14 protein-coding genes and 1 tRNA gene are annotated in these 13,846 nt (G+C 72.5%); 4 read left to right on the forward strand and 11 right to left on the reverse strand.

Annotation, left to right across the window (positions count from 1 at the left end; all coding sequences use genetic code 11):
- Positions 1–65: 65 nt before the first annotated feature.
- The 3 genes from DFJ69_RS07520 to DFJ69_RS07530 all read left to right on the forward strand — a co-directional run bounded on the left by DFJ69_RS07520 (position 66) and on the right by DFJ69_RS07530 (position 3,400).
- Complete coding sequence (locus DFJ69_RS07520) at positions 66–1,436, forward strand: outer membrane protein assembly factor BamB family protein (protein WP_116021807.1); 1,371 nt, start codon at positions 66–68, stop codon at positions 1,434–1,436.
- Positions 1,437–1,581: 145 nt separating this feature from the next.
- Positions 1,582–2,802 (forward strand): acetyl-CoA C-acetyltransferase, encoded by a 1,221-nt coding sequence (locus DFJ69_RS07525; protein ID WP_116021808.1) that lies wholly within the window; start codon positions 1,582–1,584, stop codon positions 2,800–2,802.
- Positions 2,803–3,172: 370 nt separating this feature from the next.
- Positions 3,173–3,400: a DUF4287 domain-containing protein gene (locus DFJ69_RS07530; RefSeq protein ID WP_116021809.1), complete on the forward strand. Its 228-nt coding sequence runs from the start codon at positions 3,173–3,175 to the stop codon at positions 3,398–3,400.
- Between the two features lie 115 nt (positions 3,401–3,515).
- On the opposite strand, the gene DFJ69_RS07535 is transcribed toward DFJ69_RS07530, so the two are convergent.
- The 7 genes from DFJ69_RS07535 to DFJ69_RS07565 form a co-directional block, all read right to left on the reverse strand.
- Positions 3,516–4,301: a Bax inhibitor-1/YccA family protein gene (locus DFJ69_RS07535; RefSeq protein ID WP_116021810.1), complete on the reverse strand. Its 786-nt coding sequence runs from the start codon at positions 4,299–4,301 to the stop codon at positions 3,516–3,518.
- A gap of 102 nt (positions 4,302–4,403) precedes the next feature.
- A tRNA-Leu gene (locus DFJ69_RS07540) sits at positions 4,404–4,480 on the reverse strand.
- A gap of 128 nt (positions 4,481–4,608) precedes the next feature.
- Positions 4,609–5,913 carry a class I SAM-dependent methyltransferase gene (locus DFJ69_RS07545; protein WP_116021811.1) on the reverse strand — a complete coding sequence of 435 codons (1,305 nt, stop codon included), beginning with the start codon at positions 5,911–5,913 and terminating at the stop codon, positions 4,609–4,611.
- 27 nt (positions 5,914–5,940) lie between these two features.
- Positions 5,941–7,308 carry an NAD(P)/FAD-dependent oxidoreductase gene (locus tag DFJ69_RS07550; RefSeq protein WP_116021812.1) on the reverse strand — a complete coding sequence of 456 codons (1,368 nt, stop codon included), beginning with the start codon at positions 7,306–7,308 and terminating at the stop codon, positions 5,941–5,943.
- A gap of 135 nt (positions 7,309–7,443) precedes the next feature.
- Positions 7,444–8,313: a uracil-DNA glycosylase gene (locus tag DFJ69_RS07555; protein WP_116021813.1), complete on the reverse strand. Its 870-nt coding sequence runs from the start codon at positions 8,311–8,313 to the stop codon at positions 7,444–7,446.
- A 26-nt stretch (positions 8,314–8,339) separates the two neighbouring features.
- Complete coding sequence (locus DFJ69_RS07560; RefSeq protein ID WP_116021814.1) at positions 8,340–9,308, reverse strand: HAAS signaling domain-containing protein; 969 nt, start codon at positions 9,306–9,308, stop codon at positions 8,340–8,342.
- Positions 9,305–9,640 carry a PadR family transcriptional regulator gene (locus DFJ69_RS07565; RefSeq protein ID WP_116021815.1) on the reverse strand — a complete coding sequence of 112 codons (336 nt, stop codon included), beginning with the start codon at positions 9,638–9,640 and terminating at the stop codon, positions 9,305–9,307. The genes DFJ69_RS07560 and DFJ69_RS07565 overlap by 4 nt, the downstream gene beginning before the upstream one ends.
- A gap of 110 nt (positions 9,641–9,750) precedes the next feature.
- Here DFJ69_RS07565 and DFJ69_RS07570 point away from each other — a divergent pair, with 110 nt between their 5' ends.
- Positions 9,751–10,461: a DUF2510 domain-containing protein gene (locus DFJ69_RS07570; RefSeq protein WP_116021816.1), complete on the forward strand. Its 711-nt coding sequence runs from the start codon at positions 9,751–9,753 to the stop codon at positions 10,459–10,461.
- 18 nt (positions 10,462–10,479) lie between these two features.
- On the opposite strand, the gene DFJ69_RS07575 is transcribed toward DFJ69_RS07570, so the two are convergent.
- From DFJ69_RS07575 to eno, 4 genes are read right to left on the reverse strand one after another with little or no spacing between them, the layout of a single operon-like run.
- Entirely contained in the window at positions 10,480–11,424 is a 945-nt protein-coding gene (locus DFJ69_RS07575) for a Ppx/GppA phosphatase family protein (protein ID WP_116021817.1), read from the reverse strand.
- A complete protein-coding gene (locus DFJ69_RS07580) occupies positions 11,421–11,990 on the reverse strand; it encodes a DUF501 domain-containing protein (RefSeq protein ID WP_211328539.1) in 570 nt (189 codons plus the stop codon). The genes DFJ69_RS07575 and DFJ69_RS07580 overlap by 4 nt, the downstream gene beginning before the upstream one ends.
- Positions 11,991–12,040: 50 nt before the next feature.
- On the reverse strand, positions 12,041–12,463 hold the full coding sequence (locus DFJ69_RS07585; protein ID WP_245974129.1) for an FtsB family cell division protein: 423 nt from the start codon (positions 12,461–12,463) through the stop codon (positions 12,041–12,043).
- Between the two features lie 10 nt (positions 12,464–12,473).
- Positions 12,474–13,757, reverse strand: coding sequence for a phosphopyruvate hydratase (gene eno, locus DFJ69_RS07590; protein WP_116021818.1), 1,284 nt, complete (start codon positions 13,755–13,757; stop codon positions 12,474–12,476).
- Between the last annotated feature and the right edge of the window lie 89 nt (positions 13,758–13,846).

Raw genomic sequence — 13,846 nt, forward strand, 5'->3', positions numbered from 1 at the left:
GTCCGCACCCGACCTCCTCGCACCCGATCCCGCAAGCTTCTCCTCGCACCCCCAGGAGTCAGCCCATGGTTCTGCACGCCTCCAGGCGACTACTTTCCGCATCCACTCCCGTACACATCGCCATCACGGCGGTGATGCTGGGCGCCGCGGGATGTTCGGGCGGGCCCGGCGCGCCCGCCGCCGAGGCGGCGCCGGGGTGGTCGGACTCGACGGTGAACGCGGTGAGCCGCCCGGTGAGCGCGAGCGGGTTCGCGGCGGTGACGGGGCTGCGCCCCGACGGGCAGTTGGAGACCGCCGTGTACGACCTGGCGGCGGGGAAGCGCCGCTGGTCGCGGCCGTCCACGATGGCGGGACGGCTGCCGGGGATGGGCGTGCAGCCGCCGGCGGTGTTCGGGCCGGCCAGGGCCCCGGTGGTGGCCTCGGTGGAGCCGCGGAAGGTCGGGCGGTGGCGGGCCATGCTGGTCGCCCGGGACGCCCGGACGGGGGCGCAGCGGTGGACGCGCCCGGTGGACTCCACGTTCGGCCCCGTGCGCTGCGGGATCCATGTCTGCATGTCGGAGTTCACCGCGCGGCCGGGCGCCCGCTTCGTCGCCCTGGACTCCGCGACCGGCCGCCCGCTGTGGCGGATGCCGGGGATCGCCGAGGTCGAGTGGTCCGACGAACGGCGCGTGGTCGTCTTCCGGATGGCGCAGCACCCCGTGCTGGAGAGCCGCGACCTGCGCACCGGCCGGACGCTGTGGTCCTTCCCGGTGGAGCGCGCGGTGGGCCCGGGGGTCGATCTGTCCGGCGGCTGGGCGTTCACCTCCCTCGGCGAGACGCTGGTGGGCTACCTGGGCCCGTACCAGAGGCGCCGGGGCAGGCCGCTGTCGGCGTTCGGGTTCTTCGGCCTGCGGATGTCGGACGGTCGACCGGTGTGGACGCGGCAGCGGCTGCTGCGCGTCTACCCGAGCGCCGGCCCGGCGGTCTCGCTGATGGCCCGGCAGGTGGACACCCGGGGCATGTACGGGGACTTCGCCCAACTCGACCCGCGCACCGGTCGCACCATCGCGCGCGTGCCGGCCGCGAAGGCGCCCCGGACGGCCTGGTGGCTGGCCTTCCCGTCGGACCTGTCCACGCTGGGGTTCCTGTCGCAGGGCAGGCCGGGCACGGCCGTCGACCTGCGGCGCGGCACCGACATCGCCGCCCGGGGCCTGCGCACGTGGTCGTTCTGCACGGTCAATCCCGCCGAGCTGCGGATCCGGGGGCACCGGGGGTTCTTCCCGATCGCGCCGCTGTGCGCGTACGACCTCGGCACCGGCGGCAAGGTGGCGAATCCGGGCCCGCCGCCGGGCTGGTACACCGGCGCGGTGGACGGCTGGCGGGTGTGGCGCGACGAGCAGGGAGCCCTGCGGGCGGTGCGCGACGCCAAGGGCACCAGCCCCGGCATGTACGGCTGATTTATCACCCAACAGCGTAAACAGGCACTTATTAGATGGTGGGCATAATAAGAGACACCCCCGCGTATGACCCGGTGACCGACAGAGGCTAAGTTGCACTCATGACCGGCGAGTAACTCCGGTCGCCGACACGAGGGAGATCGCCATGCCCGAGGCAGTCATCGTCTCGACCGCTCGTTCGCCGATCGGACGCGCGTTCAAGGGTTCGCTGAAGGACATTCGCCCGGACACGCTCACCGCGCAGATGATCACCGCCGCGATGGCCAAGGTGCCGCAGCTCGGCCCCGACCACATCGACGACCTGCTGCTGGGCTGCGGACTGCCCGGCGGGGAGCAGGGCCACAACCTGGGCCGCGTGGTCTCCGTGCTGCTCGGCTGGGACCAGGTGCCCGGCGCGACCATCACCCGGTACTGCTCGTCCTCCCTGCAGACCACCCGGATGGCCCTGCACGCCATCAAGGCCGGCGAGGCCGACGTGATCATCTCGGCCGGTGTCGAGACCGTCAGCCGCTTCATCAACGGCAGCAGCGACGGCATGCCCAACACCGAGAACGACGTCTTCAACGAGGCCAAGGCCCGCACCGCCAAGGCCGCCGAGGGCGGCGCCGGCGTCTGGCACGACCCCCGCCAGGACGGCCGGATCCCCGACGTCTACATCGCGATGGGCCAGACCGCCGAGAACGTGGCGAGCCTGCGCGGCGTCACCCGTGAGGCCCAGGACGAGTTCGGCGTCCGTTCGCAGAACCTGGCCGAGAAGGCGATCGCCAACGGATTCTGGGAGCAGGACATCACCCCGGTGACCCTGCCCGACGGCACCGTGGTGTCCAAGGACGACGGCCCCCGCGCCGGCACCACCCTGGAGAAGGTCAGCCAGCTCCAGCCGTCCTTCCGCCCCGACGGCACCATCACCGCCGCCAACTGCTGCCCGCTGAACGACGGCGCCGCCGCGGTCGTCGTCATGAGCGACACCAAGGCCGCCGAGCTGGGCATCACCCCGCTGGCCCGGGTGGTCTCCACCGGCGTCACCGGGCTGTCCCCCGAGATCATGGGCCTGGGCCCGGTCGAGGCGTCCCGCAAGGCGCTGGCCAACGCGGGCATGACCATCGACGACATCGACCTGGTCGAGATCAACGAGGCGTTCGCCGCCCAGGTGCTGCCGTCCGCCGAGGACCTCGGCATCGACATGGACAAGCTGAACGTCAACGGCGGCGCCATCGCGGTCGGCCACCCGTTCGGCATGACCGGCGCGCGCCTCACCTCCACGCTGATCAACTCGCTGCGCTTCCACGACAAGCAGTTCGGTCTGGAGACCATGTGCGTGGGCGGCGGCCAGGGCATGGCGATGGTGCTCGAGCGGCTCAGCTAGTCATTGTGGGGGGCGACCCCCCACACCCCCCGCGCCCGGCCTTGGAGATCTTCAGGCGGGCGACCCTCCGCTGGCGCTCCGGGTCGCCCGCCTGAAGGGCCGGGCCGAAACCCCCGTTTGGTTGCCGTCTTTTTGTGGCGGCGGCCCCCACACCCCCAAGGTCGGCTTGGGGGCCTTGAGGCGGGCCGAGCTAGACGTCTTCGGGTGTGGGTCAGTGCATCGGGGCGGCTCGCACGATCGTGCGGGGCCGCCCCGTTCATGTTCAAGAATGATCTACGTTACGTGAGGGATAGGTCGCCGTCAGGGGGTTGTCACACTGCGGAACGTGTTGCAGAGTCAACAGGAAGAACCCCGCGACCTGGAGGTGCCGATGTCACTGAACCACTCGCCGGAAACGCACACCAAGCTCCTCGCGCGCATTCCCTCGGTCACGGGACGTGACCTCCCCGAGTGGTTCGAGACCATCGAGAACGGGCCGTCGTTCCTCCGCTGTGAGGAACGATCCAGTTGGCTGGCCGACGAGCACGGGATCTCGCACGGCTACGCCTCCGCCCTCGTTCGCGAGCACGAGCGCACCCGCAGGATGCGCCACTACTAGGCGCGCCCGTTCCGAAGGCGAAACGCGGATCAGCCCCCGGCCGGCACTCCGGCGGGGGCTGATCCGCGTTCGGGGTCCGTCGTCCGGCCGACGCGGCGGGACGACGGACCCGTGGCTACTCGCGCAGGTACGACAGCAGCCGCAGCAGCTCCAGGTAGATCCACACCAGGCTCAGCACCAGGCCGAAGGCGCAGTACCAGGCGAACTTCTCCGGGGCGCCGGCGGCCACGCCCTGCTCGACCGTGTCGAAGTCCAGCAGCAGGAAGAAGCAGCCCAGCAGGATGGCGATCACGCTGAAGGTGATGCCGAGCGGGCCGTTCTCGCGGATGCCGATGCCGGTGTCGTTGAACAGCGAGGCCACCAGGTTGATCAGCATCAGCCCGACCATCGCGAACCCGGCCGCGATCACGAACCGGGCCAGCTTGGGGGTCACCCGGATGATGCGCAGCGAGTGCACCGCCAGCATCGCGCCGAACGCCAGGGCGGTGCCGATCACCGCCTGGAAGACGACCCCGTCCCAGCGGCTCTCGAAGTAGTGGCTGATCGCGCCGACACCCACGCCGTACAGCGCGGCGAACGTCAGCACCAGCGGGGCGTTGGCCTTCTGGCCGAAGCTGATGTACATCGCCAGCCCGAACTGGGCCAGGAAGGCGATGAAGGCCACTCCGAGGGCGGTGGGGAGCGGAACGAACGCCCAGGTGAGCGCGCCGGTCACCACCAGCGTGCCGAGCGCCAGGAAGCTCTTGACGACCACGTCGTCGACGGTCATCGTGCGCTGCGCCGGCGGCGTGTAGGCCGGCTGCTCGTACATGTCCTGCAGTTGTTGCGGGCTCGGCGTGTACCCCGGGCCCATGTGCTGACCGAAGCGATCGCTCCGGAAGGCGGGGTTCCGGCTTTCCATGTTGCCTCCGAACTACACAGTCCTTAGACCAGTGTAGACGCCGGAGCGGGCCGTGGTGTTCCCTCCGTCCCGGCGGCGCGACGTCGGGCCGGGACGGCTCCGTGGTGCCCCCGGTCGGATTCGAACCGACACCAAAGGCCCTTTTAGGGGGCCCGCCTCTCCCGTTGGGCCACGGGGGCGGCGCCAGCCTATCGAAACCGGCCCGAAAAGAACGCCCCCTGATATGCGACCGAGACCGGCTTTTGCCCATTCCGGGTCTGCTTATTTCCGAAAGCCCGGCGAGTCCCCGTAATTCCCCCCGAAAGCGTCAGCGCCCGGCGGAGTCGTGCACCGTGAGGGCGTCCACCAGCGTCTCACCCGCCCGGCCGTCACGGTCGCGGCGCACGGCCAGGATCTCGTGCACGCCGATCCGGCCGCTCTCGCAGGCGAGGGCCGACGCCGCCAGGTAGAGCAGCCACACGCGGGCCCGGCCGGGGCTGGCCAGCTCGCCGGCCTCCGCCCAACGCCGCCGCAGGCCGGCGGCCCAGGACCGCAGCGTGCGGGCGTAGTGCTCGCGCAGCGCGGCGACCCCGCGCACCTCCAGCCCGGCCTCCTCCAGCGTCGAGACGACCTCGCCCAAGGGCCGCAACTCACCGTCCTCGGGGAACATGTAGCTGGTGGTGAACGTGCGGCGGACGCTGTGCGGACCGGGCCGGCGCAGGCTCTGCTGCACCAGCAGCCGCCCGCCGGGCGCCAGCAACCCGAACAGTTGGTCGGCGGGCAGCGCGGCGGACCCGACGCCGCCGCCGAGCTCAGCGCCGCCGAGCCCCACGATGGCGTCGTACGGGCCGCCGCCCGCCGCGGCCAGGTCGCCCAGCCTGGGCTCGACCCGGTCGGCCATCCCCAGCTCGGCGGCACGTTCGCGCACGTGGTCGGCCTGTGAGCGGGAGCGGACGAGGCCCACCACGCGCACCGACTCCTTGGCTGCGGCGTGAAAGGCGAACGCGCCCCACCCGCAGTTGAGGTCGAGGACGCGGGCACCGGGGAACAGGCCGAGCCGCTCGGTGACGGACTCGCGCATGATGCGCTGCGCCTCGTCGAGGTCCTGCGCGCCCTCCCAGTCGCCGCAGCTATAGGCCATGCTCTCGCCCAGCAGCAGCTCGAAGAACTCCGCCGACTCGCCGAACGGCCCCGTCGTGTCGTCGGGGGCCCGCCCGGTGGGGAACTCCTCGGGCGGCGGCTTCGGCTCGGGCCCCACCGCGCCCAGCATCACCGCGGTGCGGACGATCTCCCGCTTGTCGTCGCTGCCCAGCCGGATCGGCTCGTCACCGCTGCGCATCACCCGCTGGACGGCGCCCAGCGCGGCGAAGATGTCGCCCTCGATGTCCAGCTCGCCCGCCACGTAGGCGCGGACGAGGCCCATCTCCCCCGGCTTCCACAGCAGCCGTCGCAGCGCCCGGCGGTGCCGGATCACGAACGTCGGCGCGGCGGCGGGGCCGATCGAACTGCCGTCCCAGGCGCGCACCCTGATCGGCAGCTCGGACCCCGCGGTCTCGGCGTCCCCGGAGGTCTCCGGGCCGAGCAGGATCTTGGTGAGCAGCGGCGCGAGCCGTGCGGCGACGCCGTCCTGCATGCCCGGCGCACCCCCCAGTCATCGGTGTCATCGGGTCCGGGCCGGCTCGCGCCGGCCGGCGGCCACCTCGAACTCCTGCCGCGCGTGATACATCTCGCCCATCGAGACGATCTCACGTCGGAAGAACATCGCGAGCGTCCAGTCCGCCGTCACCCGGGCCTTCCGGTTGAACGTCGGGACCCGAGACAGATGGTATGTCCGGTGGATGAGCCAGGCGGGCCATCCCTTGATCTTGATCCCGTAGAGGTTCGCCACACCCTTGTGCAGCCCGAGGCCGGCCACCGAGCCGATGTAGGCGTGCCGGTACGGCGTCCGGGCCCTGCCGCGCAGGTCGGCGACGATGTTGTCGCCGAGACGGGCGGCCTGTCGGACGGCGTGCTGGGCGTTGGGCGCGCAGTACCGGCCGGGGTCGGTGAGATCGGGCACGGCCGCCACGTCGCCGGCGGTGTAGGCGTCCTCGACACCCTCGACGGTGAGCTCGGCGGTGGCCTTCAGCCGGCCCTTGTCGTCCACCGGCAGATCGGTGTCGGCGACCATCGGGTTGGCCTTGACGCCGGCCGTCCACGCCAGGGTGCCCGCGTCGAACTCGTCGCCGTCGCTGAGCACGATGTGGCAGTTCTCGGCCGACTTGAGCTGGGTGTTCAGCCGGACCTCGATGCCGCGGCGGCGGAGCGCCTCGACGGTCCAGCGGCCCATCTCCTCGCCGACCTCGGGCAGGATGCGCCCGGTGGCCTCGACGAGGATCCAGCGCATGTCGCCGGGGTCGATGGTGGGGTACCACTTGCAGGCGTCGCGGGCCATGTCCTCCAACTCGGCCAACGCCTCCACGCCGGCGAACCCGCCGCCGACGAACACGAACGTGAGGGCCCGGCGGCGGGCCTTCGGCTCGTTCGCCATGGAGGCCGCGATATCCATCTGCCCGAGGACGTGGTTGCGCAGGTAGATGGCCTCGCCCAGGGTCTTGAAGCCGACGCCGAGGTCGGCCAGGCCCGGGATGGGGAAGGTCCGGGAGATGGAGCCGGCGGCCACCACGATCTTGTCGTACGGCACCTGTCGTTCGCCGTCCTCGGCCTGTTCGGCGCCGACCAGACGCACCGTGGCCCGCCGGACGGCGTGGTCGATGCGGGTGACGCGGCCGTTGAGGATCGTGCAGCGGTTCAGGACCCGCCGCAGCGGCACCACGACGTGGCGCGGCTCCAGGTTCCCGGCCGCCGCCTCGGGGAGGAACGGCTGGTACGTCATGTAGGACTGCGGGTCGACGACGGTGATCTGCACCTCGCCGCGCCGGATCTGGCGGCGCATCCTCCGTTGCAGGCGCAGGGCCGTGTACAGGCCGACGTAGCCGCCGCCGACGACGAGGATCCGTGTGGTCTGTGACGTGCTCAGTTCAGGCATACCCGGTCCGTTACCCGGGCGGCGGAAAAAAGCACGGATCCGTCCGAACCCCGCCCGTCCCACGCGCATCGAACCTTGTGCACGGGGGAGCCATCACGGGTCAGGGCCTCTCGGGGGCGTCCGGCGGAACGGGGTTCACGAGCCGCCGGGCACCGGCCCTGGCCCGGCCCCCTCGTCCGCGGTGAGACCCGCCAGGTCGCGGGCCCGCGTGAAGACCGCGTCGAGCATGTCCTCGGTGACCCTGCCGGTGAAGGTGTTCTGCTGGCTGGGGTGGTAGCAGCCCAGCAGGGTGACCCGGTCGGGGGCCGTTCCGGCGGGCGGCGTCAGCGTCACCTCCGCGCCGTGGCCGAAGGGCGGCCGGGGGCGCGGCACGCCGTAGCCCGCCTTCTTGATCGCCGGCCATGCGCCCTGCCACGCGTACCCGCCCAGCGCCACGATCACCCGCACGGTGGGGACGGTCTCGGCGACCTCGCGTTCGAGCCAGGGCAGGCAGGCGGCGCGCTCGGCGGGGGTCGGCTTGTTGTCGGGCGGGGCGCACCGCACGGTGGCCGCGACGCGGGCCCCGAGGAGGCGCTGACCGTCACCGGCGTGGACGCTGGTGGCCCGCGCGGCCAGGCCGACGCGGTGCAGGGAGGCGAACAGCCAGTCGCCGCTGCGGTCGCCGGTGAAGATGCGGCCGGTGCGGTTGCCGCCGTGCGCGGCCGGGGCCAGCCCCACGATCAGGATGCCGGGCTCCTCGTCGCCCCATCCGGGGACGGGCCTCCCCCAGTACTCCTCGTCGGCGAACGCCCGTCGCCGCTCGACCGCGACCCGTTCCCGCCACTCGACGAGGCGGGGGCACGCCCGGCACACCGACTGCCGGGCGCACACCTCGTGCAGGGTCGACGCCCCCGCCGCGAGCCGTTGGACGTCCAGGGGCGTGTGGGCGACCGGCGTGTCCGGGGCCGCCGGGTCCTCCGGCCACCCGGAGCCCGGCGGTACGAAGGGGGCGTTGGCGGTGGTCACGGACCGATCCTGCCACGCCCCCGGGGTCAGTCCGACGGGGACGGCGAGGGGGTCTCCCGAGGGCTCGGGCTCCCGCTGGGGCTCTCCGTGGGGTCCTCGCTGGGCCGGGGCTCGGGGGTGGGCGTCGTCGGGACGCAGCCGGGCTCACCGCTCCCGTCGTAGTCCGGTTGGCGCAACGGCAGCGGGTAGGCGTTGGAGATCGCCGGGGGACCTCCGCAGGGCTGCGCCAAGGCCCAGCCGCCCTCCTCGAAGGGCAGGTTGAGGGGACGCCCGTCCTGGTCATAGAGCAGGACGTCCTTCAGCGGCTTGCCGTCCTTGGAGTACGGATAGATGTTGTGCACTCCGTCGAGCGCGCCGCCGTCGTAGTGGTTCGCCTCCGAGGGAACGGGCGCGTAGTCCGAGGACGTCGGCCACGCGGGCACCGACACACCGCCCAGGGCGAACATCCCGAGGCCCAGGACCGCCACGGTGTTGGCCGCGACGAGCGTGTTGCGCATCCGGGGACGGGCGGGCCGGTCCTTGTGGCGCACCCCCAGGATCGCCGACGTCAGCACGAACGCGAGCGCCAGGAACGCCTGCCCGGGGCCGTTGGGCACCAGGTGCCAATAGCCGTCGACGAGGTTCCAGATCAGCAGCGCCGGTAGGTATCCCCGCGCCAGCCACCAGGTCGACCTGAACTCCTGGAGGAACGCCCACAGCCTCTGCAGGCCGGGGTTCTCGTCGAGGAGCCGCTTGGTGGTGTCGACCGTCCCCCGGACCCTGCGTGCACGCCGGCCACCGCCGCCCCCGGCCCCGTAGGCGGCCCTCAGCTCGGCGGCGTAGGACGCGGGCGCGCCCAGCCGGGTCGTCAGCGGCTCGCTCGACTCCTCGGCGATCTCGGCGAGGTGGTCCTCCAGGTCCTCCTCCAGCTCCTGACGGTCGGCGTCGGGCAGGTCGGCGAGGGCGACGCGGACCTGGGCCGCGTACCGCGCGATCTCTTCGTCCCGGGAGGTCATCGGCTCCTCTTCTCGACGTCGTCCAGCAGGTCGTTCATCGTGTGGGCGAACGCGCCCCAGGTCTTGGCGGACCGGGCGAGAGTGGCCCGGCCGGTGTCGTTGAGGCCGTAGTACTTGCGGTGCGGGCCCTCCTCGGAGGGCACCACGTAGGACGTGAGCGCGCCGGCCTTGAACAGCCGGCGGAGGGTGCCGTACACCGAGGCGTCGCCGACCTCGTCCAGCCCGGCCTCGCGGAGCCGCCGCACGACGTCGTAGCCGTAGCTGTCGCTGCGGTCGAGGACGGCCAGCACCGCCAGATCGAGCACTCCCTTGAGGAGCTGGGTGGTGTCCATAATGCGTTACAGACTACTACGCATCGCGGAGTACTACGCAAGAGCCAAATCTTGGACGTCCTGGACGGATACGATGCGCCCAGCAAAATAGGGCGCTCGGAGGTACGACGTTGGCTCAGCCGGGTTGGTACACGGACCCTCACGGCACCGGCCGACTGCGCTGGTGGGACGGTCAACGCTGGACGGAGCACCTGCACGACCAGGTCGCCCCGCCCCCGCAGCCCCAACCCCGACCGTCGCAGCAGCAGCCGCACATGTCCTACGGCCAGGCGTACGGGCCGGAGGCGTACAGCGCGCGGACGCAGCCGCAGCCGCCGCCCACGCCGATCGCGGTGGACGTGCGCGGGTTCTGGCTGCACGCCGACGTGCAGGGCGTCGGCTACGGCAACGGCTCGATGCCCTGGGCGCACGTCGAGTGGGTGGCCTACTGGCCGGCGCAGCCCGGGCAGTGGGTGTTCCAGGTGGGACGGCACCCGTTCCACGGCGGTCCCCGGGTGGAGGTGCTCCTCGATCAGGAGGACCTGTGGTCGCGGCTGGCCGACATGTCCCGCCGGATGCTGGAGCCGAGGCTCGTGGGCGAGTTGGCCGCCCGGGTGCGGACGGGCGAGCAGATCGACGTGGGCCAGGGCCTGGCCGTCCACCGGGGCGGCGTGAGCGGCGGGCAGATCTCGCTCAACTGGCGGGCGCTGGCCGGCGGCACCATCCGGGACGGCCGGGTCTGGCTGCATCAGGCGGGCGCCGCCACGCCCGCGCTCTACATCCCGCAGCAGAACCCGAACGCGGTGCTGATCCCGGCGCTGTTGGCCGAGCTCAAACGCTGACCCCGGGGGCCGGCGGGGTCAGGCCAGCGACCAGGCGATCCCGTCCAGGATGTCGTGCTCGCTGACCACCACGGCCCCGAACCCGTACTCGCGCATGATGCGGTCGAGGATCAGCGCGCCCATGCCGATCACGTCGACCCGGCCGGGATGCATGACGCCGATCGCGGCCCGCTCCTCGTGGGAGGCGCGCAGCAGCTCGCGGGCGACCTCGTGGACCTGCGAGGCGGTGATCCGCGACAGGTGGATGCGCGCGGGGTCGTACTCCTCCAGTCCCAGCGCCATCCCGGCGACGGTGGTCACCGAGCCGGCCAGGCCGACCAGCGTCCGCGCGTCGTCCACCGGGACGGTCTCACGGACGGTCGCCAGCGCGCCGTCGATGTCGGCGACGGCCGCCGCGACCTGCTCGGGGGTGGGCGGGGCGCCGCCGGTGTCACCCAGATGCCGCTCGGTCATCCGCACGCAGCCGATGTTCACCGAACGCGCCGACTCCGCGTGGACCGATCCCACGACGAACTCCGTGGAGCCGCCGCCGATGTCGACGACCAGGTAGGGCCGGGCCGGGCGCAGCTCCGCCAGCTCGCGGGTGGCTCCGAGGAACGACAGCTCGGCCTCCTCGTCCCCGGTGATGACCTCGGGCACCACACCGAAGATCTCCAGCACCCCGGCCACGAAGTCGGCCCGGTTGGCGGCGTCGCGGGTGGCGCTGGTGGCCACCACGCGGGTCCGCTCGGCGCCGTGCCGCTCGATGAGCGTCGCGTACCCGCGCATGGCGGTGAACGTGCGCTCCAGCGCCTCGGGGGTCAGCCGGCCGGTCTCGTCCACGCCCTGGCCGAGCCGAACGATCTCCATCCGGCGTTCCAGGTCGGTGAGCCGGCCGTCGCCCGGGTCGGCCGGGTCCGGCACGTCGGCGATCAGCAACCGGACCGAGTTCGTCCCGCAGTCCACGGCCGCCACCCGGGTCATCCGACCTCCTCGTTGATCTGTGCGCAGGGACCGGACGCCCACCAGTCGGGCAGCGCGTCCAGGGCCTCCCGACCGAAGGGGTTGACGCCGGGCACGGCCAGTTCGTGGCCGACCAGCGCGTGCAGGCATTTGACCCGCTCGGGCATGCCGCCCGCGCTCTGGGTGCCCGGCGGGAGCGGCTCGACACCCTCGGCCCGCGCGGCGGCGTCACGGCGGCGCAGGTAGTCCTCGTGCGCGGCGCGGTAGCGGGCGGCCAGGTCCGGGTCCTCGGCGAGCCGTTCCTGCATGTGGCGCATCACGCCCTCGGCCTCCAGCGTGCCGATGGCCGACGCCGCCTTGGGGCAGGTCAGATAGAAGAGCGTGGGGAACGGGGCGCCGTCGGGCAGTCGGGGCGCGGTCTCGACCACGTCCGGCAGCCCGCACGGGCAGCGGTGCGCCACCGCCCGCACGCCGCGCGGCGGACGCCCGAGCTGCTCGGCGACGGCGGCCAGGTCGCGCGGACCGACGGGTTCGTCGGGTTCATCGGGTTCATCGGGCGGGCCGGGTTCGTCGGGTCGGTCGGTCAAGCCTTCCAGTCCTCTTCCAGTCCTCGGGGTCTCGGTCGGTCGGCGGCCGGTCAGCGGCCGTCGGCGGCCTCGACGGACCGCCAGAGCGTCTCGTACCACGGGGGCCGGCGGGGCGGGCCGGCGCTCTCCGGCCGCTCACCGGCGCCGTCGCCGTCGAGCACGACGTAGCACTTCTCGCCCGGCATGCAGTAGTGCAGCCGCCGCCGGGCCTCCCGCTTGATGTACGACTCGTCGGCCAGCCGCCGCTTGTGCGCCTCGAGCCGTTCCACCTGCTGCTGGGCGACGCGCTCCCGGTGGCGCAGCTCGGCGATCTCCTGGCGCTGGGCGATGTACTCCCGCACCGGATAGGCCAGCGTCAGCGCGATGGCGCACACCACCAGCGCCAGAATGGCCGCCCGGCTGGTCAGATGGCCTCGGGACGGCCTGCCGGAGGGCTCTCCGGCAGGCCGTGCGCCCTGCGAGGTGCCCGGCACGGCGGGCCGGTCAGCCGTTCCAGCGGAAGCGCGGGAACGCCTCGGCGCCGGCGTAGCGGGCGGCGTCGCCGAGCAGCTCCTCGATCCGCAGGAGCTGGTTGTACTTGGCGACCCGGTCGCTGCGGGCGGGGGCGCCGGTCTTGATCTGGCCGCAGTTGGCGGCCACCGCCAGGTCGGCGATGGTGGTGTCCTCGGTCTCGCCGGACCGGTGGCTCATCATGCAGCGGTAGCCGTTGGTCTGCGCCAGCGTCACCGCGTCGAGGGTCTCGGTGAGGGTGCCGATCTGGTTGACCTTGACCAGCAGCGCGTTGGCGGTGTCGGTGTCGACGCCGCGGCGGAGCCGTTCGGGGTTGGTGACGAACAGGTCGTCGCCGACCAACTGCACCGTGTCGCCCAGCCCGCCGGTGAGGGCGCGCCAGCCGTCCCAGTCCTCCTCGTCCAGCGGGTCCTCGATGGAGACCAGCGGGTACGCGCCGACCAGCTCGCCGTAGTAGGCGGCCATCTCCTCGGCGCTGCGCTTGCCGCCCTCGAAGGCGTACGCGCCGTCGGCGTGGAACTCGGTGGCGGCCACGTCGAGGGCGAGCGCGATGTCGGTGCCGGGGGCGAACCCGGCCCGGCCGATCGCCTCCATGATCAGGTCGAGGGCCTCGCGGTTGCTGGGCAGCTCGGGGGCGAAGCCGCCCTCGTCGCCCAGCCCGGTGGCCAGGCCGCGGCCCTTGAGCACGGCCTTGAGCGCGTGGTAGATCTCCGCGCCCCAGCGGAGCGCGTCCCGGAAGGTCGGCGCGCCGATCGGGGCGATCATGAACTCCTGGATGTCCACGCTGGTGTCGGCGTGGGCGCCGCCGTTGAGGATGTTCATCATCGGCACCGGCAGCAGGTGCGCGTTGGGCCCGCCGACGTAGCGGAACAGCGGCAGGTCGGCGGAGGAGGCGGCGGCCTTGGCGACCGCCAGCGACACGCCCAGCAGGGCGTTGGCGCCGAGCTTGGACTTGTCGGGGGTGCCGTCGAGGTCGATCAGGGCCTGGTCGAGCAGCCGCTGGTCGCTGGCGAGGAAGCCGACGAGGGCCTCGTCGATCTCGTTGTTGACGGCCTTGACGGCCTTCTCCACACCCTTGCCGCCGTACCGCTCACCGCCGTCGCGCAGCTCCACGGCCTCGAACCGGCCGGTGGAGGCGCCGGAGGGCACCGCGGCCCGGGCCTCGGTTCCGTCGTCGAGGAGCACCTCGACCTCGACGGTGGGGTTTCCGCGGGAGTCGAGGATCTCCCGAGCGAATACGGCCTCGATCGAGGACACGGATCACTCCCTGTGGTCACGGCTGAGCTGGTCCGCCCTTGAGCCTAGCCGGGGCCGCCCCGCCGTGCGCGGGGAGGGACCCGACTGGC

The organism is Thermomonospora umbrina (assembly GCF_003386555.1).
In the GTDB taxonomy this organism is placed as follows: Bacteria; Actinomycetota; Actinomycetes; order Streptosporangiales; family Streptosporangiaceae; genus Thermomonospora; species Thermomonospora umbrina.

Bases quoted from the DNA above. Each gene is read 5' to 3' on its own strand.
- DFJ69_RS07530 (WP_116021809.1), top strand. From the start codon at position 3,173: ATGTCACTGAACCACTCGCCGGAAACGCACACCAAGCTCCTCGCGCGC.
- DFJ69_RS07525 (WP_116021808.1), top strand. From the start codon at position 1,582: ATGCCCGAGGCAGTCATCGTCTCGACCGCTCGTTCGCCGATCGGACGC.
- DFJ69_RS07560 (WP_116021814.1), bottom strand. From the start codon at position 9,308: ATGACCTCCCGGGACGAAGAGATCGCGCGGTACGCGGCCCAGGTCCGC.
- DFJ69_RS07550 (WP_116021812.1), bottom strand. From the start codon at position 7,308: ATGCCTGAACTGAGCACGTCACAGACCACACGGATCCTCGTCGTCGGC.
- DFJ69_RS07520 (WP_116021807.1), top strand. From the start codon at position 66: ATGGTTCTGCACGCCTCCAGGCGACTACTTTCCGCATCCACTCCCGTA.
- DFJ69_RS07535 (WP_116021810.1), bottom strand. From the start codon at position 4,301: ATGGAAAGCCGGAACCCCGCCTTCCGGAGCGATCGCTTCGGTCAGCAC.
- DFJ69_RS07575 (WP_116021817.1), bottom strand. From the start codon at position 11,424: ATGACCCGGGTGGCGGCCGTGGACTGCGGGACGAACTCGGTCCGGTTG.
- DFJ69_RS07545 (WP_116021811.1), bottom strand. From the start codon at position 5,913: ATGCAGGACGGCGTCGCCGCACGGCTCGCGCCGCTGCTCACCAAGATC.
- DFJ69_RS07565 (WP_116021815.1), bottom strand. From the start codon at position 9,640: ATGGACACCACCCAGCTCCTCAAGGGAGTGCTCGATCTGGCGGTGCTG.